Below are 24,506 nucleotides of genomic sequence, written 5' to 3'. Positions count from 1 at the left end.
CAGGCGTACTCCTTCGCGCTGGAATATGCCCGAAGCGCTTGTTGGGGTGACTGTACGTCAACCATGCTGTCGCGTAAGGGAATCACGGTCCGTGACCCTTGCTCTGGCCGTTGTCCTGGCCATGCAGAAAATGGCTACGATCGTGGCCCTCGCCGCACCTGTGGTCCCGGCAGCCGCCGAGACGTCCGGGAGGCGTCGGGTCATGAGTCCGCCGGTTCGGATGGTGTGAGCGGTGCAGGTGCTTCAAGTGCAGCTGGAGATCCGGCCCGACCCCGCAGAAGTGGGGCGGGCCAGGAAATGGGCCCGTTCGCGGCTCGCCGGGTCGGGGATAGAGGCCGACGAGCCGTTGGCCGAGACCCTGATCCTGCTCGTCTCCGAGCTGGTGACCAACGCGGTGGTGCACACCGGCCGGCCCGCCGTGCTGCGGCTGCGGCTGCCCGGCCCGGCGGCCCCCGCCGCACCGTCGGCCACGGTGCGCGTGGAGGTGGCCGACACCAGTGCGCGCGCCCCCGTGCCGCGGTGCGCCGGCGGGGACGCCACCGGCGGCCGGGGCCTCGCCCTGGTGGACTGCCTGGCCGACCGCTGGGGCTGGAGCCCCGAGGGTGCCGGCAAGAGCATCTGGTGCGAGCTGGACCGCTGTTCGGCCCCCCGCCAGAGCGCGACGACGGCGTACGGATGCGGACTGTCCGCGTACGAGGATCTCGCTTTCGAGGCCGTGTAGCACCCGGCGCCCGGATGCGCCGGGGGTGCCACCGTGCGCGGGTGCCGGGAGAGCGGGCGTGAGCAACAAATCCCCGTACGGGCGTTGACGTGCCGTGCCCGTCTGATCACGCTGGTGGACGTCGATTCGCCGCGAGGGGACGACGAGGGCCGACGCGACGACGGTCCTCGTCGAGTGTGGGTCGCACCGGCCGGCGGCGCGTCCGCACGCGGTGGGGGGAGGCGCGCCACCGGCCGGACCGGGCCCCGGGCGCGCCGGCAGAGCTCAGGGAGCCGTCGGTATCCCCGCCCCCGTCCCCGTCCCCGCCTCCGTCCCCGTCGCCGTCACTGCTGTCCGGAACGTCCGCCGGTAGGCCGTCGGCGTCACCCCGAGCGCCTGCTGAAGGTGCTGGCGCATCGACTGCGCCGTACCGAACCCCGCGTCCCGGGCCACCTGGTCCATCGACAGGCCGGTGGACTCCAGCAGATGCCGGGCGCGCTCCACGCGCTGCCGGGTGAGCCACTGGCCGGGGCTGACGCCGACCTCCTCGCGGAACCGGCGGGTGAAGGTGCGCACCGACATCGCCTCCTGCTCGGCCATGTCGCGCAGCTGGATCGGCTCGTGCAGCCGGCCGAGCGCCCAGGCGCGCGCGGCGGTCGTCGTGGCGAGCCCCGGTTCCGGCACCGGGCGGTGGATGTACTGGGCCTGGCCGCCGTCGCGGTGCGGCGGGACGACGGCGTGCCGGGCGACCTCGTTGGCGACGGCCGTGCCGAAGTCGCGGCGCACCATGTGCAGGCACAGGTCGATGCCGGCGGCCACCCCGGCCGAGGTGAGCACGTCGCCGTCGTCGATGAACAGCACGTCCGCGTCCACCCGGACCCGCGGGAACATCCGCTGGAAACGGTCGGCGTCCGCCCAGTGCGTGGCCGCCGGGCGGCCGTCGAGGATCCCGGCGGCGGCGAGGACGTAGACGCCGGTGCAGATGGAGGCGAGGCGGGTGCCGGGCCGGATGCGGGCGAAGGCGGCGGCCAGTTCGCCGGTGAGCCGGCCCTGCTCGAAGACGAGGCCGTGTTCGTACGACGCCGGGACGATCACCGTGTCCGCCGCGGCCAGCGCCTCCGGGCCGTGCGGCACCCGGACGGCGAAGTCGGCGTCCGTCTCGACCAGCCCGGGCGGCCGTACCGAGCAGGTCACGACCTCGTACCGGGGCCGGCCCCGGGCGCCCCGCGGGCGGCCGAAGATGCGGTGCGGGATGCCCAGTTCGAAGGGGAGCAGCCCGTCCAGGGCGAGGACGGCGACCCGGTGCGGACGGAACTCCTCGGCGTCGGTCATGGCCCGATCCTAGCGAACACTGTCTTCCGGGCCACTCGCTGCGGCAGGCGCGGGCCCGGAGGCTGTACGACGTGACTCAGACAAGCCCAGCCGCAGCCCCTGTCCAGGCCCCGCCCGTCCGGCGCCGGCGCTTCCACCGCGCCTGGTCGGTCGCCGCCGTCACCTTCGTCACGATCATCGGAGCCGCCGCGTTCCGCTCACTGCCCGGACTGCTGATCGACCCGCTGCACGCCGACTTCGGCTGGTCGCACGGCACGATCGGGGCGGCCGTCTCGATCAACCTCGCGCTGTACGGGCTCACCGCGCCGTTCGCCGCCGCGATGATGGACCGTTTCGGCATCCGGCGGGTGGTGGCGGTCGCGCTGACGGTGATAGCGGCCGGTTCCGGGCTGACCGTGTGGATGACGGCGGCCTGGCAACTGTGGCTGTGCTGGGGCCTGTTGGTCGGCCTCGGCTCGGGCTCGATGGCGTTGGCCTTCGCCGCCACGGTCACCAACCGCTGGTTCACCGAGCGGCGCGGCCTGGTCAGCGGCATCCTCACCGCGGCCTCCGCCTCCGGCCAGCTGATCTTCCTGCCGCTGCTGTCCTGGATCGTCGAGCGGCACGGCTGGCGCCCGGCCGCGGTGACCGTCGCGCTGGCCGCCCTCGCGGTGGTGCCCTTCGTGTGGATCCTGCTGCGCGACCACCCGGCCGACGTGGACACGGCACCGTACGGCGCGAGCGCGTTCGTGCCGAAGCCGCCCCCGGTCACCGGCGCCGCCCGCCGCACCCTGAACGTCCTGTCGACCGCCGCCCGCACCGGCACCTTCTGGCTGCTGGCCGGCGCCTTCGCGATCTGCGGCGCCTCCACCAACGGCCTGGTGCAGACCCACTTCGTGCCGGCCGAGCACGACCACGGCATGCCGGTCACGACGGCGGCCTCGCTGCTCGCGGTGATCGGCGTGTTCGACGTGGCCGGCACGATCGCCTCCGGCTGGTTCACCGACCGCTTCGAGCCGCGCCGGCTGCTGGCGGTCTACTACGCCCTGCGCGGCCTGTCCCTCCTCTTCCTGCCGATGCTGCTGGGCCCTTCGATCCACGTCCCGATGCTGTTCTTCATCGTCTTCTACGGCCTCGACTGGGTGGCCACGGTGCCGCCGACCCTGGCGCTGTGCCGGGAGCAGTTCGGCGAGGACAGCGCGATCGTCTTCGGCTGGGTGCTCGCCGCCCACCAGGTCGGCGCTGCCCTGGTCGCCTACCTCGGCGGCCTGGCCCGGGACGTCTTCGGCTCCTACGACATGGTCTGGTACACCTCCGGCGCCCTGTGCGCGGCGGCGGCCCTGATGTCCCTGGTGATCCGCCGGGCGCCGGCGGTGCGGCTGCCGGCCGTGTCGTGAGGGCGGTGCTTGACTTCGAGCGCACTCGAATCCGTAGCGTGCCGGACATGGCTACTGCACAGCACGCGATCGGATCCGGCTTCGGCGCCACCAGCACCGCCGACGACGTCCTGCGGGGCGTCGACCTGACCGGGAAGCTGGCCCTCGTCACCGGCGGGTACTCCGGCATCGGCCTGGAGACCACCCGCGCGCTGGCCCGGGCCGGCGCCCACGTCGTCGTACCGGCCCGCCGCCCGGCCACCGCCCAGGAGGCGCTGGCCGGCACCCCCGGAGCCGAGACGGACGAACTGGACCTGGCCGACCTGGACAGCGTCCGCGCCTACGCCGACCGCTTCCTCAGCACCGGACGCGCGATCGACATCGTCATCGACAGCGCCGGGATCATGGCCTGCCCGGAGACCCGGGTGGGCCCCGGCTGGGAGGCCCAGTTCGCCACCAACCACCTCGGCCACTACGCCCTCGTCAACCGCCTGTGGCCGGCCCTCGCGGCGGGCGGCGCCCGGGTCGTCTCCGTCTCCTCCCGGGGCCACCACCTCTCCGGCATCCGCTGGGACGACGTCCACTGGCGGCACGGCTACGACAAGTGGGCGGCCTACGGCCAGGCCAAGACCGCCAACGTCCTCTTCGCCGTCCACCTCGACCGCCTCGCCCGCGACGCCGGCGTCCGCGCCTTCGCCCTGCACCCCGGCGGCATCATGACCCCGCTCCAACGGCACCTGCCCAAGGCGGAGATGGTCGAACGCGGCTGGATCGACGACCACGGCAACCCCCTGAACCCCGAGGGCTTCAAGACCCCGCCCCAGGGCGCCGCCACCCAGGTCTGGGCAGCCACCTCCCCCCGCCTCACCGGCCTGGGCGGCCTCTACCTGGAGGACTGCGACATCGCCGAACCGGCGACCGAGAACTCCCGAACCGGCGTCAAGCCGTGGGCGACCGACCCGGAGGAGGCGGCGCGGCTGTGGCGGCTGTCGGCGGAGCTGACGGGGGTGGACGCGTTCGCGTCCTGACCGGGCGTCCCGAGACGCGCGTCGACCTCTCGCCCCTCCTGCCCGCCGTCACCGCAGACGCTTCGCCACCCTCTTCGCGATCTTCGTCGCGTCCAGGGCCGTCTCCCGGAGCATCCCGCTGATGGGGTTGGTGAAGCCGGTGAAGTACAGGTCGGGGGCGTTCTTGGGAGAGCGGGCGCCGTGGGTCGTCGGGCGGCCGCGCTGGTCGAGGATGTCGAGGTGGCCGACCAGGGGCTCCAGGGCGCGGACGTAGCCCGTGGCCGCGATCACCGCGTCCGGGGTGACGCGGGTGCCGTCGGCGAGGACGACCTTGCCGTCCTCGAAGGAGGCGACGGCGGGCACGATCTGCACCGTGCCCTTGCGGACGGCGTCGATCAGGCCGACGTCCTGGACGGGGATGGCGCCCTGCCGTACCCGGGTGTAGAGGCCGGCCTCGGGGCGGGGCAGGCCCTGGGCGGTCAGGTCCGGGGTGCTGAGGCGGGCCAGCGGGCGGCTCAGGCGGTCCACGAGGGGGACCGGCAGTCGTCGTACCAGGATGCCCGAGTACTGGGACGCCCAGCCGAGGGTGGACCGGCGCAGGATGTGCGGGGCGGTGCGTACCGCCAGGCGGACCCGGGCCGCCCCGCCCTCCACCAGGTCGACGGCGATCTCCGCGCCGGTGTTGCCGATGCCGACGACCAGCACGTCCCGCCCGGCGTACGGCTCGGCGTCGCGGTACTCGCCCGCGTGCCGGAACTCGCCGGTGTAGGACGCGCGGCCCGGCCAGTCGGGGATGCGCGGGGTGTGGTTGTAGCCGGTGGCGACGACCACCGCGCTGCCGGTCAGCTCGCGCCCGCCGGACGCGTGCAGCAGCCAGCCGGTGCCGTCCCCGGTGCGTTCGATTCGGTGCACCTCCACACCGGTGACGATCTCCAGCTCGTGGTGCTCGGCGTACTTCTCCAGGTAGCGCACCATGTCGTCCCGGGACACCCAGCGCCCGAACCGGCGGGGCATCGCGAGGCCCGGCAGCGCGGACAGCCGCCGGGTGGTGTGCAGATGGAGCCGGTCGTAGTGGCGCCGCCAGGACGCCCCCACCCGGTCGGCCTTCTCCAGCACCACCGCCCGCACGCCCCGGGCCCGCAGCGCGTACGCGGCGGCGAGACCGCCGGGACCCGCGCCGATGACGTAGACCGGGCGGTCCGCTGGGGTGGGGGAGAGGTGTACGGAGGCGGTACGGGAGGCGGCCATGAGCGGGAGCGTAACCACGCGTCGGCTTGATGGGTCTCGGTCAAGACCGGAATTGGTTGCGGATTGATCACGTGTGGGGAGAAACGAGCGTAGGTCGTGATCTCGCCCACACATCTTCCGTCCGCCGCTACGGCCAGAGCAGCGCCCGGCTCCAGCCGAACCCCGTGCTGCGGTACTCCAGGCGGACGTGCCGGCGGTGCGGGTCGCCCTGGAAGAACTCCACCGTCTCCGGGCGCAGTCGGTACAGCGTCCAGGTCGGGGACGGCTCGGACGGGTTCTCGCGGGCCCGCCGCCAGGCCGCCTCCGAGGTCTGCCGCAGCTCTTCGAGCGAGGCCAGCTCCTCGCTCTGCCGGCCCGTCAGCGCCGCCGCCAGCGCGCCCGTCGAGCGCGCGTGCAGATCGGCCTGGCTCTCCTTCGACGGCGCCGAGGTGACCGGACCGCGCAGCCGGACCTGGCGGCCCAGCGCCGGCCAGTAGAAGACGAGGGCCGCGTGCGGGTGCGCGGCCAGTGCCCGGCCCTTGCGGCTCGTGGCGTGCGTGGCGAAGGACCAGCCGTCGGCGTCGGCGCCGTGCAGCATCACGATCCGCGCGTCCGGCAGTCCCTCCTCGTCCACGGTGGCCAGCGACATCGTGTGCGGCTCCGGCTGCCCGGCCGCCACCGCCTCCGCCAGCCAGCTCGTGAACAGGGCCAGCGGGGTGGGCGGTGCCGTCTCCGGGTCGAAGGGGCGCAGTTCCGTCTCGCCGGGGGTCCAGACCCGCAGTGACCTGAGCAGTTCGTGGAGATCCTGGTGTGCCATGGGCCGAGTATTGCCCGAGATCGCCGTCGGAACCCGCACCGGCCCCGGGGGCGTGACCCGGCGGCCGGCCGCGGGAACCCTAGAGCGTCGCCAGCCGTTCCACCAGCAGGAACGCGCCGATGCCCAGCATCGCCGCGCCGGAGGTGCGGGTCACGGCGCGGGCCGCGGCCGGGCGCGCGGCGAGCAGGGCGCGGGCGAGGACGCCGACGCTCAGGTAGACGGCGGCGCAGCAGGCCATGTGGAGCAGACCGAGCGCGGCCGTCTGCACGGGGACGGGGAGATGGGCGCCGCGCAGGGTGAGGAACTGGGGGAGGACCGAGAGGTAGAGCAGCAGACCCTTGGGGTTCAGGCCGCTGATCGTGGCCCCGCGCAGGAAGAGGCGCGGGGTGGCCTCGTCGGCCCAGCTCGGTGCGGTCCCGGTCCCCGCCCCCGGCACAGCCGGCCGCCGCAGCACCGACCAGCCCAGCCACAGCAGATACCCGGCGCCGGCCACGGTCAGAGCCGTCAGCAGCCGGGGTGAGCCCGCCACCAGTACCGCGAGGCCCGCCGTCGCCAGCGCGGTGTGCACGGCGTACCCGCTGACCAGGCCCGCCACCGCGCGGGTCACCGAGCCGGTGCGCAGGGCCGCCGAGATGACGTACGCCCAGTCGGCGCCCGGAACGCACACCAGCAGCAGGTCCACGGCGAGGAAGGAGAAGAGCAGTCCCGAGTCCATGCTGGGGACATTAGGCGCGAATGGCCCGAAAGTGTTTCCGAAGTTTGCTCATGATCGCGTGTTCTGCGCAAATATCTTCTTCATGGATGATGTGGACCGGAAAATCCTTGCCGAGCTGCAGCTGGATGGGCGGCTGACCGTGACCGAGCTGGCCGCCCGGGTGCGCCTGAGCGTCTCGCCCTGCCACCGGCGGCTGCGCGAGCTGGAGCGCTCCGGCGCCATCCAGGGTTATCGCGCGGTGGTGGACGCGGCGGCGCTCGGGCTGACCTTCGAGGCGCTGGTCTTCGTGTCCATGCGGCAGGAGGACCGGGACACGGTCGCCGAGTTCGAGCGGGCGGTCGGCGAGCTGGACCATGTGCTGGACGCCCAGCGGCTGTTCGGCGAGCCCGACTACCTGCTGCGGATCGCCACCGCCGACCTCGCCGCCTTCCAGCGGCTGTACGACGAGCGGCTCGCGACCCTGCCCGGGGTGCAGCGGCTGACGTCGACCCTGGTGATGAAGCACGTCGTACGGGACCGGCCGCTGCCCGCCCGGACATAGCGCGACAGGCGGTGGTCCGCCGGTGAGGTACCGGCCAACCACCGCCTGCCAGACAGGACTTGGACCCTGGAAAAGGGGGGTGCGGGGAAGGTCTGTTACCTGCTGGGCTTCTTCCCGGTCACACCCAGGTGGACCAACAGCGCGAGGTTCGGCTTGAGTTCGGCCTGCTTCACGCCCCAGGACGAGAAGCCCTTCTGGTGTCCGGCCACCGCCGCGAGCATCGCGACCAGCGAACCCGCGATCGCCGCCGGGTTCACGTCCTTGTCGACCCGGCCCTTGGACTGCAACTCCGTGATGGAGTCCGCGAGGGAGCTGTTGACCGTGTTCAGGATCTTCATGCGGATCTTGTAGAACCGTTTGTCCCCCTCGGCCGCGCCGAGGTCGACCACGCGCAGGATCGCGTCGTTCTTCCGCCAGAACTCCAGGAAACCGTCCACGAGTTCCTGTGCGGTGGCCCATCCGGACTTGCCGGCCCAACTGCGCCCCGCGAGCAGGTCGGTCAGTCCGGCGCTCTCGGCCGCCATGTGGTCGGCCAGCTCCAGGACGGCGCCCTCGACGTCCGGAAAGTACTGGTAGAAGGTGGCGGGCGACGTGCCCGCACGCCGGGCGACGTCGATGACCTTGACGTCCCGGTAAGGAGAGGAGCTGAGCATCTCGCTGAGGCAGTCGAGCAGCTTCTGCCGGGTCGCCTGCCCACGCCGACCGGCCACGCGGCCGTCGACGGTACGCACTTGTCCTGTCATGCCGTCAGCTTACCGACGGGTGATCCGAGCGCGATTCGGCCGACTGCAAATGGGGTGCACAGGTGATCTGAGCGTGGTGTGCCTGGTCTGCGCGGTGCGCGCGGCCCGGTTACTTTGACGGCATGGCCGAAAACAGGGCATCGGGGAATGAAGGCGCATCGGGGAATGAAGGCGCATCGGGGAACGAAGGCGCATCCGGGATCGAAGGCGCATCGCGGAACGACGAGGCGTACGGGGAGGGCGTCCCCTGCTGGGTGGACGCCGAGCTGCCCGACGTGGCGGCGGGCAGGCGGTTCTACGGCGAGCTGTTCGGATGGTCCTTCGAGGAGGCGTACGGCTCCTCGGTGTGGGCCCTGCTGAACGGCGACCGGGTGGCCTCGCTCGCCCCGAAGTCGGACGGCCGGATGCCCACCGTGTGGACGGTCTCCTTCGCCGCCGACGACGCCGCGGCCCTCGGCCGGCGGATCACGGCGGCCGGCGGACAGATGGTCATGGCGCCCTTCCCGGTGGGCGATCTCGGCACGGCCGCCCTCGCCGCCGACCCCGAGGGCGCGGTCTTCGGGCTGTGGCAGGCAGGCCGGCACCCCGGCTTCGGGCGCCGGCACGAGCCCGGCACCTTCGTCTGGGCGGAGCTGTACACCCGGGACACCGCCACCGCCAACGCCTTCTACGGCGGCCTCTTCCACGAGGCCCTGTTCGGTGACGGCAGCGAACCCGACTTCGGGCGGGCCGCCGTCACCGACGTCTTCCCGGCCGAGATGCCCTCCCACTTCCTCGCCCACTTCCGGGTCACGGACCTGGACGACGCGCTCGGGGCCGTCCAGCGGCTCGGCGGCCGGGTGCAGGCGCCGCCTCTCGAGACGTCGTACGGACGGGTGGCCGTCGTCACCGACAATCAAGGGGCGTCCTTCGCGCTGCTACAGCGCTGAGCCGTCCGCTTTGGGGTGAGACACCCCGATTCATTCCCGGGTTCGCAACCTGCCGCCCGGTTAGGAAGAATCGGGGTGCGTACGGCCAGGGCGGGGCGGTGGTGAGACGCTGCACTTCGGCCGCGTACATACGTGGGTGGCGCGGATCGTACGGGGAGGTGGCAGGCAGGTGGTGGATCAGCTGACGCAGCACGATCCGCGGCGGATCGGGCCGTTCGAGGTGCTGGGCCGGCTGGGTGCCGGCGGCATGGGGCTGGTCTATCTCGCGCGCTCGGCGTCCGGCCGGCGCGTGGCGATCAAGACGGTGCGCACCGAACTCGCCGAGGACCAGCTGTTCCGGGTCCGCTTCACCCGCGAGGTGGAGGCGGCCCGCGCGGTCTCCGGCTTCTACACGGCGGCCGTGGTCGACGCCGACCCGCGCGCGGCGGTGCCCTGGCTGGCCACCGCCTATGTGCCCGCGCCCTCGCTGGAAGAGATAGTGAACGACTGCGGGCCGCTGCCGGCCCAGGCCGTGCGCTGGCTGGCGGCGGGGGTCGCGGAGGCCCTGCAGTCCATCCACGGCGCCGGTCTCGTGCACCGCGACCTCAAGCCGTCCAACGTGCTGGTCGTCGAGGACGGCCCCCGGGTGATCGACTTCGGTATCGCCTCCGGCGTCTCCAACACCCGGCTGACCATGACCAACGTCGCCGTCGGCACCCCCGCCTACATGTCGCCCGAGCAGGCCAAGGACTCCCGCAGCGTCACCGGCGCCAGCGACGTCTTCTCGCTCGGCTCCACCCTGGTCTTCGCGGCCACCGGGCACCCGCCCTTCCACGGCGCCAACCCGGTCGAGACCGTCTTCATGCTGCTGCGCGAGGGCCCGGACCTGACCGGCCTGCCGGACGAGCTGCGCCCGCTCATCGAGGCCTGTATGCAGATGGAGGCGACCGGCCGGCCGAGCCCGGCCGACCTTCAGTCCCAGCTCGCCCCGCACCTGTTCGGCTCCGGCTCCGACGACAGCGGCACCGCCTCCGCCTGGCTGCCCGAGAAGGCCGTCGGCCTCATCGAGACCCGCCGCGGCGGCCGTACCGCCGTCAAGCCCGCGCCCACCGCGCCCGGCCCGCGCAGCGCCGGCCGCCCCGCGGTGCCCCCACCGCCGCCGTACGACCCGCCGCCCCGGTACGACCCGCCGATGCCGGCCGGCCCGCCGCACGGCGCCCCCGACACCGGCCCGGTCCGGCTGGCCGGCGCCCCGGTGCCCATCGGTCCCGGCCCGCGCGTCGCCGACGCCCGCGCCGCCGCCGTCAAGGCGCCCCCGCCCGAGGCCGGCCTGGTCGCGAGCTGGTCCCGGCCGCGCCCCGGAGTGGGCGGCGTCGACCCCGCCGTACCGCCGGTGCCGCCGCCACCGGAGACGTCGAGCGGCTGGCGGCCCTGGCGGTTCCGGATGTCCAACGACGTCTGGGGCACGCCCTCGGTCGACGGCGACCTCGTCTACGTCACCTCCTTCGAGGTGCACGCGCTGGACGTGGGTACCGGCAGACGCCGCTTCAAGACCCGGGACGTCGCCTGGTCGATGGCGGTGGCGGACGGCCGTATCCACGCCTCCGACGGGCCCACCCTGTTCGCGCTGGACGCCCGCGAGGGCGGTGACCTGTGGCGGCTGTCCACGGACGCGTGGGTGTACGCGCTGAAGGCCGACCGCGGCACCGTCGTCACCGGCACCCGGGGCGGCGGCGTCCAGGCCTGGGAGGCGACCGGCGGGCAGAAGCTGTGGGAGATCACCGGCTGCCAGACCGACTTCGAGACCCCCGAGGCCGGCCCGCTGGTCCACGACGGCACCGTGTACGTCTGGCAGGACGCCCGGCTGCGCGCCCTGGAGGCCCGCACCGGTGAGGAGCGCTGGTCGTACCCGGTCGGCGACGCGGCCTCCTGCGGCGGTGTCCCGGTCCGGCTGTCCCCGGCCGACGACGGCTGTGTGTACGTCTCCGCCGGCACCCGGGTGCTCGCGATCGAGGCGGCGAGCGGGCGGGTGCGCTGGCACTTCGAGGCGCCGGCGGTCTTCCTGTGCCCGCCCGCCTTCGCACCGGGCCCGGCGGTCACCGGCGGCGGTGTCTACCTCGCCGACTACCTCGGCACGGTCTACGCCCTCGACGCCACCGACGGCCGCGACCGCTGGCGCATCGCCACCGAGGCCCGCTCCGCCATCGACCCGGTGCTGGTCGCCGCCGGCCATGTCCACGTCGGCAGCGGCAAGGGCCTGTACACGCTGGACGCGGTCACCGGCACGCCCAAGTGGCGGTTCCAGGCGGGCGGTGACGTGGTGGGCGCGCCCGCCGTCGCCGAGGGCCGGATCCACTTCGGCTCCACCGACCACCTGCTGTACACCCTGAAGGCCGACGACGGCCGGCTGCGCTGGAAGCTCGCCACCGGCGGCGAGATCACCGGCTCACCGGTGGTCAAGGACGGGGTGGTGTACGCGTGCAGCAAGGACCGGTGCGTGTACGCGCTGGACGCGGAGAAGGGCACGGGGACGGCGCGTACGGCGTGACGCGGGCCGTGGCCCGGGGTCGGGTGGCTGGATAGGGTGGCTGACATGCTCACGCAGACACGGACGCGCCGCGCGCTCAGGTTCACGGCCGTACTGACCTTGCTGGTCCTCGCCCTCACCGGCTTCTCCAGAGGACGGCACGGCGGCCATCACAGCGGCGGGGGCGGCGGGTGCGGCAGCTCCCACCAGGACCACGACACGTCGTCCTCGTCCTCGTCCGGTTCGGGCGGGTCGTACGGCGGCGGCACGTACCGTCAGCCCACGCACCGCGCCACCGCCACGCCGTCCTCCGGGGGTCACGGCAGGACGCTGCGGGACGGGACGGCACGCCTGCTGAGCTGCGCCACCCCGAAGCGGCCGTACGCCACGGTCGAGATCACCAACCCCAACAGCCGCACCGCCGAGTTCCGCGCCGACGTCACCTTCTACGACGACCAGGGCGCCCTGCTCCTCGACAGCCACTCCACGGTCCGGGTGTCGGCGAAGGGGAAGGCCACCACCCGGGTCGAGGCCGGCGCCCGCCCGCGCCTGAAGGTCGACCACTGCCGGGCGGCACCGGGGGCCGCGGCCACCCCCTGACCGACGACCCGCCCCCGGACACACCTCGGCCGCGACGGCGCCCCCTCCGCGCCGCCGCGGCCGATCCCCGTCGGAAGAAGGTCTGGTCAGGCCTTCTCGTCGGTCGCGTGGGTGTTGTCCGGAGTGGCGACGCCGCCGTCCTCGCCCGCGGCGAGCTTGACCGGCTTGATCGGCTCACTGGTGGCGTGCGTGTTCAGCGTGGTCACGTCGGTGGCCGGAGCCTCGACCTCGTTCGTCTTCTTGGCGTCGCTCATGACTGCTCCCCTGAAGTCCTTGTGGTGGTGGTCTGGAGGCACCGTCCGGCTGCTCCCCCGAGCGGCTGCCGGACGGCGCCTCCGGGCCGCTACACCCTAAGGTGCGGGCCCTATGACGCTCCGCCTGCCCCCCGACGCGACGGAACGACAGGAGAGAGACTGCCGTCCGGCGATAAACGAACGATGAACGCGCAGCGCTCCGGGCTCAGGTGACCGTCAGCGACGCGAGGAGACCCCGCACCTCGCTCGACTCCGGTGCGCCCAGCGTCTCGTAGATGGTCAGTGCTTCCTGGAAGCAGACCTGGGCACGACCGCTCTGGCCCATGCCGCTCAGGGCCCGGCCGAGCGCGGTGAGGACGTTGCCGCGCCGCCAGTCCCCGCCGATGCCGCGGAGGAGCGCCAGCGCCGACTCGGCCTTCACCGCCGCCTCCGGCTGACGCTGTGCGGCCAGGTCTGCCTCCGCCAGGCGGAAGAGCGTCATGCCCTCCCACAGCCGTTGCCGGCTGTCCCGGAAGACACCGAGTGCCTCTTCGAGCCGCTCGGTCGCCAGATCGAGCCGGCTGCTCTTGGTGAGCGCGAGCCCCAGGGCGTAGCGTCCGTTGGCGCCCCGGAGGGCGTGGCCCATGGCGTCGTACATGTCGGTGCCCTGCTGGGCCAGTGCCACCGCGCTGTCCGTCTTGCCCGTGGCCAGGTGGATGCGGGAGAGGTTGCACAGGGCGCTCGCCTCACCGGGCCGGTCGCCGCACGCGCGGAAGCTCTCGATCGCCCGGATGAGATGGGCTTCCCCGCTGTCGTACCGGCTCTGGTACAGCGCGATCACGCCCAGCATGTTGGACGCCCAGCACTGCGGCAGCGGGTCACCCGCGGCCTCCGCCAGGCGCACGGCGTCGAGAGCGTCCTGGTCCGCCAGTTCGAAGCGGCCGGAGACATGGTGGTTGTTGGCCAGGGTCAGCAGTGCGCGCGCCGTCGTCCGTCGGTCGCCGGCAGCCTGCGCGGCGTCGCGGACGGCGACGCCGGTCGCCTCGTAGTCCTTCGAGTTGGCGCCCGACTCGGCGAGGTCGATCGCGGCCCACAGCAGGTCCACCGCCCGCCGCAGCAGCCGCGTCCGCGTCGACTGCCGTACGCAGGCCAGCAGGCAGATCGCTTCCGCGTACAGCCAGTCCTGCGCCTCGTGCCGGTCGGCAAACGCCAGAGCCGGGTACTCCGTCGGCTCCAGGTGGTCCACCAGCCGGTCGCCGGGGCGTTCGATGGCGTAGACGCCCGCCGCCGTGGCCAGGTAGAAGTCGAGGAGCCGGGAGAGGGCCGACTCCCGTTCGCCGGGGGGCTGTTCGTCGCGTTCGGCGCAGGCGCGGGCGTAGAGGCGGACCAGGTCGTGGAAGCGGTAGCGGCCGGGCGCCGCCGACTCCAGGAGGGAGGTGTCGACCAGCGACTCCAGCAGGTCCTCGGTGTCCTCCGGAGGCAGGTCGAGGACCGCCGCCGCGGCCGGCAGGGAGATGTCGGGGCCGTCCGCCAGGCCCAGCAGGCGGAACGCGCGGGCCTGGGCCGGCTCCAGCTGGCCGTAGCCGAGTTCGAAGGTCGCCTTGACCGCGAGGTCGCCCGCCTGCAGCTCGTCCAGGCGCCGCCGCTCGTCCGCCAGCTTGGCCGCCAGCACCGAGACCGTCCAGGTGCGCCGGGCCGCCAGCCGGGAGGCCGCGATCCGGATGGCCAGTGGCAGGAAGCCGCAGGCCGCCACCACGTCGAGGGCCGCCTCGCGCTCGGCCGCCACCCGCTCCGCGCCCACGATCTTCGTGAACAGGGAGAGCGCCTCCTCGGGGGACATCACGTCCAGGTCGACCAGGTGCGCCCCGGCGAGGTCCAGCATCCGCACCCGTGAGGTGACCAGCGCCGCGCAGCCCTCGGTGCCGGGCAGCAGGGGCCGTACCTGGGCCGCGTCCTTGGCGTTGTCCAGCAGCACGAGGACCCGGCGGCCGTCCAGGACCGAGCGGTACAGGGCCGCCCGCTCCGCCGGGGAGTCGGGGATCGCCGACTCGGGGGTGCCGAGGGCGCGCAGGAAGGAGCCGAGGACCGTCTCCGGTTCGGCGGGGCGGGGGCCGGCGCCCTGGAGGTCCACGTAGAGCTGGCCGTCGGGGAACGCCGTCCGGGCCCGGTGGGCGACGTGCACCGCCAGCGTCGTCTTGCCGACGCCCCCGATGCCGGCCAGCGCGGAGACGGCCATCACCCGGCCCTCCGCCTCGGACGCCGAGGCCAGCACCTCGCTCAGCTCCGTGACGAAGGCCGAGCGGCCGGTGAAGTCGGGGACCGAGGCCGGGAGTTGCGCCGGGCGGACGGGCGTGGCGGACGGCTCGCCTGCCGGGGCCGAGGGTTCCGCGAGGGCCGGGTCCGCCTGGAGGATGCGCTGCTGCAGCTCCCGCAGCCCCGGGCGCGGGTCGACGCCCAGCTCCTCCGCCAGCAGGCGCCGGGTGTCGGCGTAGACCGCGAGGGCCTCCGCCTGGCGTCCGCCCCGGTAGAGGGCCAGCATCAGCAGCTCGCGCAGCCGCTCCCGCAGGGGGTGCGCGGCGGTGAGCGCGGTCAGCTCGGAGACGGCCTCCGCGTGGCAGCCCTGCTCCAGGTCCATGTCGAGGCGGGACTCCAGCAGTCCGAGCCGCCACTCCTCAAGACGGGCCCGCTGGCCCTCCGCGTACGGCCCCGGCACACCCGCCAGCGGCTCGCCGTCCCACAGCGCGAGGGCGTCGCCGAGCAGCGCGCGGGCCCGGCCCAGGTCGCCCGTCCCGCGTGCCTTCTCCGCGTCGGCCGCCAACTCCTGCGCCACCGCCAGGTCCAGCGCGCCCTCGCCGAGCCCCCGCACCGCGTAGCCGCCGGACTCGCTGACCAGGACACCGGGGTCGAGCACCTTGCGCAGCCGGGAGGCGTACGTGCGCAGCGCCGCCAACGCCTGCGAGGGCGGCTCGGTGCCCCAGAGGGCGTCGATGAGTTCCGCCGCCGTGGCCGTACGGCCCTCGCGCAGCAGCAGGGCGGCCAGCAGCGCGCGCTGCTGCGGGGAGCCCGTGTTCAGGGTCTCCGGTCCGCGCCAGGCCCGCACCGGACCGAGCACACCGAACCGCAGCGCCTGCGCCTCCGTACCGGTCACGGAGCCAGGACGCCGCTGCTCGGGCACTCGCGGCCCACCGTCCATGCGTTCGCCCCCCTCGGCATCATGAACAACCCCGTCAGTCTGCCTTGTCCCGGCGGATCGCGTCAGCCGTGGGAGACGCCGATCACAAGCGGCCGGACCGCCCACACGAACCCCTCACATACCCTTCGCACCGGACGACGCCCAGTACCGCGACGGTGTTCGCCGTGTCCGGCGGCCAGGCCGGCGAAATCGGCACCGGCTCGGCCCGCTCTGGGCGGCCGCCTACTTCTCCTTGTGGAGCTGCCGGGTGACGAGGGCGTCGTTGAGGACGTTGTAGACGGTCACCGAGGTGGACTCGGAGGTGTCGGCGGCGTAGGCGCGGTAGACGCCGGCGACCTGTTGGGCCGTCGTGGTGGCGTCGTCATCGGTGCCGATGCGGGTGCTGATCAGGACGTGTCCGTCCTCGCGGCCGAGGACCCGGTCGACCGTGTCGGTGATCCGGGCCTTGTCATGATCCTCGCCGTACACGCGGAGCTGTTCGGCGCCCCGGGTCATGGCCGCGCTGTTGCCCGAGCTGGGGAACTTGTCCGGAATGGCGGACTGCCCGGGGGCCTCGCCGGAGCAGGCCGCCAGCGCGAGGACGAGCAGGGCCGCGGGCACGGCGGTGCGGATGGCGGTACGCCGGGTGTTCACGTGGGATCTCCTTCTTCTCGTAGATGTTCCGGCGCCCGAGATCAGGCGAGGGTCCGGCATCCCGGTGCGGACGTCGGAGCCTTCCACGCCGCGCCGGGAACGGTTGGCGCGGGCGCTGGAGGTCTTTTCTTGATCATCTTCACACCGGACTGGCCGAGCCGCGCCACCGGCTTCCTCGGCGTCCTGCCGCCCGAGCAGGCCCGCGCTTCAACGCCATGCGGCGCGAGTGGGCCGAGCGGCAGATCACGTAGCGCCCGGGACGGCGGATCACGTAGCGCCGAGGAACACCGGGTTGGTGAGCGCGGCCATCGCCCCCGGTACCGGGCCCAGCGCCGTCGCGTGCCGTACCTCGGCGCGTACGTAGGCCGACCGGGCCGGGGACGTACGCCACTCCAGCACCCCCGCACCGGACACCGGCAGCGGATCGCCCGTGTACAGCACCCCCTGGTCGGTGACGAGCCGGACCGCGCAGCGCGGGGCGCCGGAGACCGCGAGCCGGACGGTCACCGGTGTCCCGCCCGGCACCGCCAACCGCTCTCCGATCCCGGCCTGTTCGCCACTCTCCGCGCTCACGGACAGGTCCAGCGAGACGGCCCGCGACTCGGCGACGTACGACCGTCCGGCCCGCAGCCCCGCCAGGATCGCCGCCCGGCTCAACTCGTTGGCCAGGACGACCGTCTGCGGATGCCCGACCACGTCCGGGTCCCGGTGCGCGTCGCTGTTGCCCATCGCCGGCAGCCACGCCCCGCCCTCGCGCGCGCAGGCGACGAGCAGCCCGTCCCAGGTGGCCAGCGCCAGCTCGTCGTCGGGTGTCCAGGGCCCGTTCCACACCTCCACCGCGTCCGCCTCGCCGTACCCGAACTTCCAGGAGCAGCCCGGACAGTCCCCGTACGGGTGGGCCGGCACCACCAGCCCGCCGGCCCGCCGCACCCCGCGCGCGACGTGCGGCCACCGGTGGTCCCGCGCCCGGTAGCGCCAGTCCGTGAAGGTGCCCGGATCGGTGCCGAGGGCCAGCACGTGCCCGTTGCGGGTGGTGACCTCCTCGCCCAGCAGCACCAGCAGGTCGGCGCCGGCCGTGTCCGCCCAGTGCGGGTGCGCGGCGCTGGTGTTGTGGTCGGAGCTGTTGACGAAGTCCAGCCCGGCCGCCCGCGCCAGCGCCGCGATCTCCTGCGGGGTGCGGCGCCCGTCGGAGTGCCAGGAGTGCAGGTGGCAGTCGCCCCGGTACCAGTCCCGGCCCCGGCCGGCGGCCCGCTCGGGCGGGTACACCGGCTCGGTGACCGGCCCGGCCGCCCCCTCGGTGAGCGTGACGGTGACCTCGTACGACAGTCCCTGCGGGGCGACGGTGTAGGGGCCGAGCGCGATGTGCCAGGTGCCGGGGCGCAGTGGCCCGGTGAGATAGCCGGGCGTCGCCTCGTCCGCCCGTACGAAGAACTCGGCGCGCGCACCCCCCGACCAGCCCCGGAACCCGTCCCCGCCCGGCTCGGTGCCGCGCTCGTCGAAGAGGCCGATGTCCAGGGCGTTGCCGGGGGTGCCGGGCGGGGTCGGGGGCTTGTCGTAGGTGTAGGAGACCCGCACCTCGCGGGTGCCGGGCGGCACCTCGAAGGGCAGGTACACGTAGTCGGGGGAACCGGGGGCCAGGGTGCCGCGCATGGTCGCCACAGGCCCACGGTAGGCGTCCCGGAGGGGCTCGGGGAACCGCCTGCCAAGCCAACCCACGCCGTGGCGTCCCCTTCCCATGATCCCGACCAGTCGGTATGGACACCGCACCCCGCACCCGGTACAGATGACCCATGCGCATCTCGGTCACGATCTTCCTCACGGACGAGACAGTCACCCCGACCCGCCTCGCGCGAGAGCTGGAGGAGCGCGGCTTCGCGGGCCTCTACCTCCCCGAGCACACCCACATCCCCACGGAACGGGCGACCCCGTACCCGGCCGGCGGCGACCTGCCCCGCGAGTACGGCCGTACCCTCGACCCCTTCGTCGCCCTCGGCCAGGCCGCCGCCGTCACCGAGCGCCTGGGCCTCGGCACCGGCATCACCCTGGTGGCCCAGCACGACCCGATCGGCCTGGCCAAGCAGGCCGCCACCCTCGACCATCTCTCCGGAGGCCGCCTCACCCTCGGTGTCGGCTACGGCTGGAACGTCGAGGAGGCCGCCGACCACGGGGTCGAGTGGCGCACCCGCAGGGACCTGGTCCGGGACCGCGTGCGCCTGATGCAGGCGCTGTGGACCGGGGAACCGACGCCGTACGAGGGGGAGTTCGCGCGGGTGCGGGCCAGCCACGCGTACCCCAAGCCGGTGCGGAAGCCGCGCGGGCCCGTCACCGGTCCCCGCACCCTGCTCGGCGGGGCGGCCGGCCCCAAGCTGTTCGCGCACATCGCCGAGTACGCCGACGGCTGGCTCCCGATCGGCGGCCGGGGCCTCACCGAGTCCCTGCCGGTGCTGCGCGCGGCCTGGGAGGAGGCGGGCCGCGACCCGTCCGCCCTCCAAGTGGTCCCCTACGCGGTCGCCCCCACCCCGGGCAAGCTCGCCCACTACGCGGAGCTGGGCATCGAGGAGGCCGTCCTCCAACTGCCCCCGGCGGGCGAGACGGAGGTGCTGCGGGTTCTGGACGCCTACGCGGAGTATCTGTAGCCGCGGGCGGCACGCGAGCGCCGGGCGCCCGCGGCCACGCCCGCGCCGGGTGGGCCGGGCGTCTGTGGCCGACGCAGGCGCCGGGTGCGCCGAGCAGCCGCGGTTACGCACGCGTCCGGACACCGGGCGCCCGCGGCCGACGCACGCGCCGCATACGCCGAGCCCCGCCCCCCACAGGCGCGCCGCGTACGCCGCCCCCCCAACCCCCAGCCGCCCGAAGCCGAACCCCCGCGCCCCCACCTGCCCCCAACCCCCGGGGTCCGCGCTCCCGTACGCGCCACAACCCCGTGATCTCCCTGGTCTACGCTCGAAGGATGACCACTTCCGCGACCCCCGGACCCGGACCGACCGAGAACTCCATGCGTCGTGCGCTCAAACGTGCCCGGGACGGTGTCGCCCTGGACGTCGGTGAGGCGGCGGTGCTGTTGCAGGCTCGCGGCGAGGCCCTCACCGATCTCGCCGCGTCGGCCGCCCGGGTGCGTGACGCGGGGCTCGAACAGGCGGGCCGGGCCGGTGTCATCACGTACTCGAAGAGCGTCTTCATCCCGCTCACCCGGCTGTGCCGGGACAAGTGCCACTACTGCACGTTCGTCACCGTCCCCGGCAAGCTGCGCCGCGCGGGACACGGGATGTTCATGTCGCCGGACGAGGTGCTCGACATCGCCCGCAAGGGCGCGGCCCTCGGCTGCAAGGAAGCGCTGATCACGCTCGGCGACAAGCCCGAGGACCGCTGGCCGGAGGCGCGCGAGTGGCTCGACGCGCACGGCTACGACGACACCATCGCCTACGTCCGCGCGATCTCCATCCGCATCCTGGAGGAGACCGGCCTGCTGCCCCACCTCAACCCGGGGGTGATGACGTGGACGGACTTCCAGCGGCTGAAGCCGGTCGCGCCGTCCATGGGCATGATGCTGGAGACCACCGCCACCCGCCTGTGGTCCGAGCCCGGCGGCCCGCACCACGGCTCCCCGGACAAGGAACCCGCCGTACGGCTGCGGGTGCTGGAGGACGCGGGCCGGTCGTCCGTGCCGTTCACCTCCGGGCTGCTGATCGGCATCGGCGAGACGTACGAGGAGCGCGCGGAGTCGCTGTTCGCGCTGCGCAAGGTCGCCCGCGCCTACCACGGCGTCCAGGAGCTGATCATCCAGAACTTCCGCGCCAAGCCGGACACCGCGATGCGCGGCATGCCGGACGCCGAGCTGGACGACCTGGTCGCCACCATCGCCGTCGCCCGGCACATCATGGGCCCGGCCGCCTGCCTCCAGGCCCCGCCGAACCTGGTCGACGCCGAGTACGCGCGGCTGATCGGCGCCGGGATCGACGACTGGGGCGGGGTCTCCCCGCTCACCATCGACCACGTCAACCCCGAGCGCCCCTGGCCGCAGATCGAGGAACTGGCCGCGAAGTCCGGCGCCGCCGGCTTCGAGCTGCGGGAACGACTGTGCGTCTACCCGGAGTTCGTCCGCCGGGGCGAACCCTGGCTCGACCCCCGGCTGCGCCCGCACGTCGCCGCGCTCGCCGACCCGGAGACCGGCCTCGCCCGCGCCGGCGCGCTGCCCGAGGGCCTGCCCTGGCAGGAGCCCGAGGAGGCCTTCGTCCCGGCCGGCCGCACCGACCTGCACCGCACCATCGACACCGAGGGCCGCACCGGCGACCGCCGCGACGACTTCGACGAGGTGTACGGCGACTGGGACGCCCTGCGCGAGGCCGCCGCCCCCGGCATGGCCCCGGAGCGGATCGACACCGACGTCCGGCAGGCGCTGCGCACCGCCGCCGCCGACCCCACGAGACTGACCGACGCCGAGGCGCTCGCCCTGCTGCACGCGGACGGGCCCGCGCTGGACGCGCTCTGCCACGTCGCCGACGACGTACGGAAGTCGGCGGTCGGCGACGACGTGACGTACATCGTCACCCGCAACATCAACTTCACCAACGTCTGCTACACCGGCTGCCGCTTCTGCGCCTTCGCCCAGCGCCGGACCGACGCCGACGCCTACACCCTCTCCCTCGGCCAGGTCGCCGACCGCGCCCAGCAGGCCTGGGACGTGGGCGCGGTCGAGGTCTGCATGCAGGGCGGCATCCACCCCGACCTGCCCGGCACCGCGTACTTCGACATCGCCAGGGCGGTCAAGGAGCGCGTCCCCGGCATGCACGTGCACGCCTTCTCGCCGATGGAGGTGGTCAACGGCGCGACCCGCACCGGCATGTCGATCCGCGAGTGGCTGACGGCGGCCAAGGAGGCGGGCCTCGACTCCGTCCCCGGCACCGCCGCCGAGATCCTCGACGACGAGGTCCGCTGGGTGCTCACCAAGGGCAAGCTGCCCACGGCCACCTGGATCGAGGTCATCACCACCGCCCACGAGCTGGGCATCCGCTCGTCCTCGACCATGATGTACGGCCATGTCGACCAGCCCCGGCACTGGCTCGGCCACCTGCGCACCCTGGCCGGCATCCAGCGGGAGACCGGCGGCTTCACGGAGTTCGTGACGCTGCCGTTCATCCACACCAACGCCCCGGTGTACCTGGCGGGCATCGCGCGGCCGGGCCCGACCATGCGGGACAACCGCGCGGTGACGGCGATGGCCCGGCTGCTGCTGCACCCCTGGATCCCCAACATCCAGACGAGCTGGGTCAAGCTCGGCACCGAGGGGGCGGCGGAGATGCTCCGCTCCGGCGCCAACGACCTCGGCGGGACGCTCATGGAGGAGACCATCTCCCGGATGGCGGGCTCCTCCTACGGCTCGTACAAGTCGGTCCGCGACCTGGTCGAGGTGGCCGAGACGGCCGGCCGCCCCGCCCGCCCGCGCACCACCCTCTACGGCGAGGTCCCCGAGGAACGGCAGCGGGCGGCCGCGGCCTCCGACGGCCATCTGCCGGACCTGTTGCCGGTGCTGGACTGAGGTCGGCGGCGGGCAGGGGACTGAGTACGATGATCCGACCCCCGATCCGAGCAGGGGCCCCATAGCGGAGGAGATGCGTACCCGTGGCTGCCCGACTGCCCTCGTGGGCCTGGGTCACCGGTCTGACCGTGGGAGCGACCGCGGCCGTGGTCTTCCTCGCCGTCCAGGCGGACCACGGGCCGCATCCCGCGGCCGCCGCCGGCAAGCCGAGCGCGTCCGCGTCGGCCGGCGCCCACGCCTCCGCGAAGCCCGAGACGCCGGCCGGGCCGCCGGAGCTGCCCGGGGACTCGGGCGACGGCCGCCGGATCGTCTACTCGCTCGGCGCGAAGCGGCTGTGGCTGGTGGACGCGACCGGCAAGGCGGTCCGTACGTTCACGGTGTGGCCGGGCACGGTGGACCCCGGGCCCGGCCGCTACTCGATCACCGTGCGCACCCAGTCCCTCCAGGGCTCGGACGGCGTGGAGATCGAGCACGTCATGTACTTCACCAAGGCGTCCGGCGTGAACATAGCCTTCTCCAACGCCCTGGACGGCGCCTCCCCGCCGCCGGCGGACGGCAAGAAGCTGGGCGGCATCCGCCTCCGCAAGGAGGACGGAGCCGCGCTGTGGTCCTTCGGCGACCAGGGCACCAAGGTGGCCGTGGTCAGCTAGCCTCGCGCCGGCCGCCGCCCGGCAACTGGTTCACGACCAGCGCCACTCCGGCGAGCAGGAAGATCCGGGTGGCCGCGTCGAGTCCGTTCCAGTTCTTGGACTGCCACATCGAGAACCACTCGCCGCCGACGCCGATGAACCCGGCGCCGAAGAGCAGCAGCAGCATCAGCAGCCCGTAGGTGGACACCCGGCGGGCGAGGTCCGCGTCCTTGCGCGCCGCCCACAGCCAGGTGCCCGCGATCAGGACCAGGGCCGCCGCCGTCTCCCAGGCGATGATCAGCACGTAGGCGGTGTCCTGGAGGGCGGTGCTGGTGACGGCGCGCCACATCAGGTCGTCGTCCTTGAAGGTGGTGTCCATCGCGAGCACATGCCGGACGAACTGCTGGTTCGTGTCGAAGTCCGTGATGTTCCCCAGGGCGACCAGGGTGATGTAGAGGGCGAGTATGCCGGTGAGGACGCCGGCGGCGAGTCTGTGGCCGCTGTGGCGCGTGGGGGTGGTGGTCATGGCTGGATTCTCCCCGACGAACACCGGCCTTTCGCACGGGCATTGAGCCAACCCGAGCCCGCCCGCCTGTGCGGAAATGCCGGTCCGGGTCCGGTTTGCCCCGCTGAACGGTCTGTTCCGGTCGATTACAGTGCCTAGCGTCGTACGGGCACGCGGTGTCGGGAGGTCTGGTGGGGACGACGTCCGGCGCCGTCTGGGGCCGTGCCGAACAGCAGGACTTCCGCGGCCGGGTGCGCGGCACCCTGCTCGGCGCCGCCGTCGGCGACGCGCTGGGCGGACCGGCCGACGCGCTGTCCCTGGCGGAGATCCGGGCGGCCCACGGCCCCGGAGGACTGCTCGACCTCGCCCCCGGAGCCGGCCGGCGCGGCACGGTCACCCACCACACCCAGCTCACCCTGTTCACGGTGGACGGCCTGATCCGCGCCCAGGTACGCCGGGACACCGGCGCCTGGCACCCGCCGACCGACCTGCACCGGGCGTATCTGCGGTGGGCGGCCACCCAGCGGGACTGGGGCCCGGACGAGCGCCGCGAGGACGACGGCTGGCTGGCCCGCGAGGAGTGGCTGTACGCCCGCCGGGAGCCGACCCGGGCCCTGCTCCTCGGGCTCGGCGACGCGAGGATGGGCACACTGGAGGCGCCGAAGAACCCCGGCGAGCTGGGCCCGGAGGCGGTGGCCCGCTCGGCGCCCTTCGGCCTGCTGGTCGGCTGGGAGCCGCAGCTCGTCGTCCAGTTGGCGGTGGAGTGCGCGGCCCAGACCCACGGCCACCCCCTCGCCTGCCTCGCGGCGGGCGCGTACGCCGCGATCGTGCACGCGCTGGCCCGTGGCGAGGCCTTGGACGGTGCCGTGCACCAGGCCCTCACCCTGCTCGCCGTCCGCCCCGGCCACCAGCCCGTCTCCGACGCCCTGCGACACGCCCTCGGCGCGGTGCGGCAGGGCCTGCCGACCCCGGCCCGGGTCGAGGAACTGGCCGGCGACGGCACCGCCGACGGCCTCCTCGCGGCCTCGGTCTACTGCGCCCTGGTCGGCGAGGACGTCCGCCACGGCCTGTGCCTGGCGGTGAACCAGAGCGGCCCCTCGGCCGCCGCGGGCGCCCTCACCGGCGGCCTCCTGGGCGCCCTGCACGGCGAGACGGCCCTCTCGCCGGCCTGGATCGCCGAACTGGAGGGCCGCCCGACGATCCTCGAACTGGCCGACGACTACGCCATGGAACTGACCCAGGGCCCCGCCCTCCACGGCCCCGCATCCTCCTCCCCGGCCTGGCTGCGGAGATATCCCCGTTGAG

General features: G+C 73.8%; 21 protein-coding genes. 11 read left to right on the top strand and 10 right to left on the bottom strand.

Going from position 1 to position 24,506, the window contains the following annotated elements; genetic code table 11:
• The first annotated feature begins 247 nt into the window (after nt 1-247).
• Nucleotides 248-721, top strand: coding sequence for an ATP-binding protein (locus tag NX794_RS03740; RefSeq protein ID WP_258776667.1), 474 nt, complete (start codon nt 248-250; stop codon nt 719-721).
• 264 nt (nt 722-985) lie between these two features.
• Here NX794_RS03740 and NX794_RS03735 read toward each other — a convergent pair whose 3' ends face one another.
• Nucleotides 986-2,032, bottom strand: coding sequence for a GlxA family transcriptional regulator (locus NX794_RS03735; protein ID WP_258776666.1), 1,047 nt, complete (start codon nt 2,030-2,032; stop codon nt 986-988).
• 71 nt (nt 2,033-2,103) lie between these two features.
• Between NX794_RS03735 and NX794_RS03730 the strand changes: the two genes are divergently transcribed.
• Both NX794_RS03730 and NX794_RS03725 read left to right on the top strand, forming a co-directional pair.
• Nucleotides 2,104-3,408 carry an MFS transporter gene (locus tag NX794_RS03730; protein ID WP_258776665.1) on the top strand — a complete coding sequence of 435 codons (1,305 nt, stop codon included), beginning with the start codon at nt 2,104-2,106 and terminating at the stop codon, nt 3,406-3,408.
• A 47-nt stretch (nt 3,409-3,455) separates the two neighbouring features.
• Nucleotides 3,456-4,415, top strand: a complete 960-nt coding sequence (locus NX794_RS03725) for an SDR family NAD(P)-dependent oxidoreductase (protein WP_258776664.1) — start codon at nt 3,456-3,458, stop codon at nt 4,413-4,415.
• A 48-nt stretch (nt 4,416-4,463) separates the two neighbouring features.
• Here NX794_RS03725 and NX794_RS03720 read toward each other — a convergent pair whose 3' ends face one another.
• The 3 genes from NX794_RS03720 to NX794_RS03710 all read right to left on the bottom strand — a co-directional run bounded on the left by NX794_RS03720 (nt 4,464) and on the right by NX794_RS03710 (nt 7,153).
• Complete coding sequence (locus NX794_RS03720) at nt 4,464-5,642, bottom strand: flavin-containing monooxygenase (RefSeq protein WP_258776663.1); 1,179 nt, start codon at nt 5,640-5,642, stop codon at nt 4,464-4,466.
• 127 nt (nt 5,643-5,769) lie between these two features.
• Complete coding sequence (locus tag NX794_RS03715) at nt 5,770-6,438, bottom strand: pyridoxine/pyridoxamine 5'-phosphate oxidase (protein ID WP_258776661.1); 669 nt, start codon at nt 6,436-6,438, stop codon at nt 5,770-5,772.
• Between the two features lie 79 nt (nt 6,439-6,517).
• Nucleotides 6,518-7,153: a LysE family translocator gene (locus tag NX794_RS03710; RefSeq protein WP_258776660.1), complete on the bottom strand. Its 636-nt coding sequence runs from the start codon at nt 7,151-7,153 to the stop codon at nt 6,518-6,520.
• An 82-nt stretch (nt 7,154-7,235) separates the two neighbouring features.
• On the opposite strand from NX794_RS03710, the gene NX794_RS03705 reads away from it, so the two are divergent.
• Entirely contained in the window at nt 7,236-7,694 is a 459-nt protein-coding gene (locus NX794_RS03705; RefSeq protein WP_258776659.1) for an Lrp/AsnC family transcriptional regulator, read from the top strand.
• A gap of 95 nt (nt 7,695-7,789) precedes the next feature.
• Here the strand turns inward: NX794_RS03705 and NX794_RS03700 are convergent, their stop codons facing one another.
• Nucleotides 7,790-8,425 carry a TetR/AcrR family transcriptional regulator gene (locus NX794_RS03700; protein WP_258776971.1) on the bottom strand — a complete coding sequence of 212 codons (636 nt, stop codon included), beginning with the start codon at nt 8,423-8,425 and terminating at the stop codon, nt 7,790-7,792.
• Between the two features lie 266 nt (nt 8,426-8,691).
• Between NX794_RS03700 and kbpA the strand changes: the two genes are divergently transcribed.
• The 3 genes from kbpA to NX794_RS03685 all read left to right on the top strand — a co-directional run bounded on the left by kbpA (nt 8,692) and on the right by NX794_RS03685 (nt 12,472).
• Nucleotides 8,692-9,366, top strand: a complete 675-nt coding sequence (kbpA, locus tag NX794_RS03695; protein ID WP_258776658.1) for an AfsK-binding protein KbpA — start codon at nt 8,692-8,694, stop codon at nt 9,364-9,366.
• A 169-nt stretch (nt 9,367-9,535) separates the two neighbouring features.
• Nucleotides 9,536-11,893, top strand: a complete 2,358-nt coding sequence (gene afsK / locus NX794_RS03690; protein ID WP_258776657.1) for a protein serine/threonine kinase AfsK — start codon at nt 9,536-9,538, stop codon at nt 11,891-11,893.
• A 45-nt stretch (nt 11,894-11,938) separates the two neighbouring features.
• Nucleotides 11,939-12,472 (top strand): hypothetical protein, encoded by a 534-nt coding sequence (locus tag NX794_RS03685; RefSeq protein ID WP_258776656.1) that lies wholly within the window; start codon nt 11,939-11,941, stop codon nt 12,470-12,472.
• A gap of 86 nt (nt 12,473-12,558) precedes the next feature.
• Here the strand turns inward: NX794_RS03685 and NX794_RS03680 are convergent, their stop codons facing one another.
• The 4 genes from NX794_RS03680 to NX794_RS03665 all read right to left on the bottom strand — a co-directional run bounded on the left by NX794_RS03680 (nt 12,559) and on the right by NX794_RS03665 (nt 18,181).
• Nucleotides 12,559-12,726, bottom strand: coding sequence for a hypothetical protein (locus tag NX794_RS03680; RefSeq protein WP_258776655.1), 168 nt, complete (start codon nt 12,724-12,726; stop codon nt 12,559-12,561).
• A gap of 205 nt (nt 12,727-12,931) precedes the next feature.
• Nucleotides 12,932-15,898, bottom strand: a complete 2,967-nt coding sequence (afsR, locus tag NX794_RS03675) for an SARP-family global regulator AfsR (protein ID WP_258776654.1) — start codon at nt 15,896-15,898, stop codon at nt 12,932-12,934.
• A 222-nt stretch (nt 15,899-16,120) separates the two neighbouring features.
• Entirely contained in the window at nt 16,121-16,531 is a 411-nt protein-coding gene (locus NX794_RS03670; protein WP_258776653.1) for a hypothetical protein, read from the bottom strand.
• A gap of 267 nt (nt 16,532-16,798) precedes the next feature.
• Nucleotides 16,799-18,181: a CehA/McbA family metallohydrolase gene (locus NX794_RS03665; RefSeq protein WP_258776970.1), complete on the bottom strand. Its 1,383-nt coding sequence runs from the start codon at nt 18,179-18,181 to the stop codon at nt 16,799-16,801.
• 140 nt (nt 18,182-18,321) lie between these two features.
• Here NX794_RS03665 and NX794_RS03660 point away from each other — a divergent pair, with 140 nt between their 5' ends.
• From NX794_RS03660 to NX794_RS03650, 3 genes are all read left to right on the top strand, one after another.
• The gene (locus tag NX794_RS03660; protein ID WP_258776650.1) at nt 18,322-19,167 is read left to right on the top strand and encodes a TIGR03619 family F420-dependent LLM class oxidoreductase; all 846 of its coding nucleotides are present in this window, start codon (nt 18,322-18,324) and stop codon (nt 19,165-19,167) included.
• A 314-nt stretch (nt 19,168-19,481) separates the two neighbouring features.
• Nucleotides 19,482-22,067 carry a bifunctional FO biosynthesis protein CofGH gene (locus tag NX794_RS03655; protein WP_258776649.1) on the top strand — a complete coding sequence of 862 codons (2,586 nt, stop codon included), beginning with the start codon at nt 19,482-19,484 and terminating at the stop codon, nt 22,065-22,067.
• 83 nt (nt 22,068-22,150) lie between these two features.
• Entirely contained in the window at nt 22,151-22,717 is a 567-nt protein-coding gene (locus NX794_RS03650) for a hypothetical protein (RefSeq protein WP_258776648.1), read from the top strand.
• On the opposite strand, the gene NX794_RS03645 is transcribed toward NX794_RS03650, so the two are convergent.
• Nucleotides 22,710-23,222, bottom strand: coding sequence for a DUF2165 domain-containing protein (locus tag NX794_RS03645; RefSeq protein WP_258776645.1), 513 nt, complete (start codon nt 23,220-23,222; stop codon nt 22,710-22,712). The two genes, NX794_RS03650 and NX794_RS03645, sit on opposite strands and share 8 nt — an antisense overlap.
• A gap of 170 nt (nt 23,223-23,392) precedes the next feature.
• On the opposite strand from NX794_RS03645, the gene NX794_RS03640 reads away from it, so the two are divergent.
• The gene (locus tag NX794_RS03640; protein ID WP_258776643.1) at nt 23,393-24,505 is read left to right on the top strand and encodes an ADP-ribosylglycohydrolase family protein; all 1,113 of its coding nucleotides are present in this window, start codon (nt 23,393-23,395) and stop codon (nt 24,503-24,505) included.
• Nucleotide 24,506: the final 1 nt, after the last annotated feature.

Source organism: Streptomyces pyxinicus (assembly GCF_024753135.1).
GTDB classification, from domain to species: domain Bacteria; phylum Actinomycetota; class Actinomycetes; order Streptomycetales; family Streptomycetaceae; genus Streptomyces; species Streptomyces pyxinicus.
This window is presented reverse-complemented; position numbering and strand designations above follow the sequence as displayed.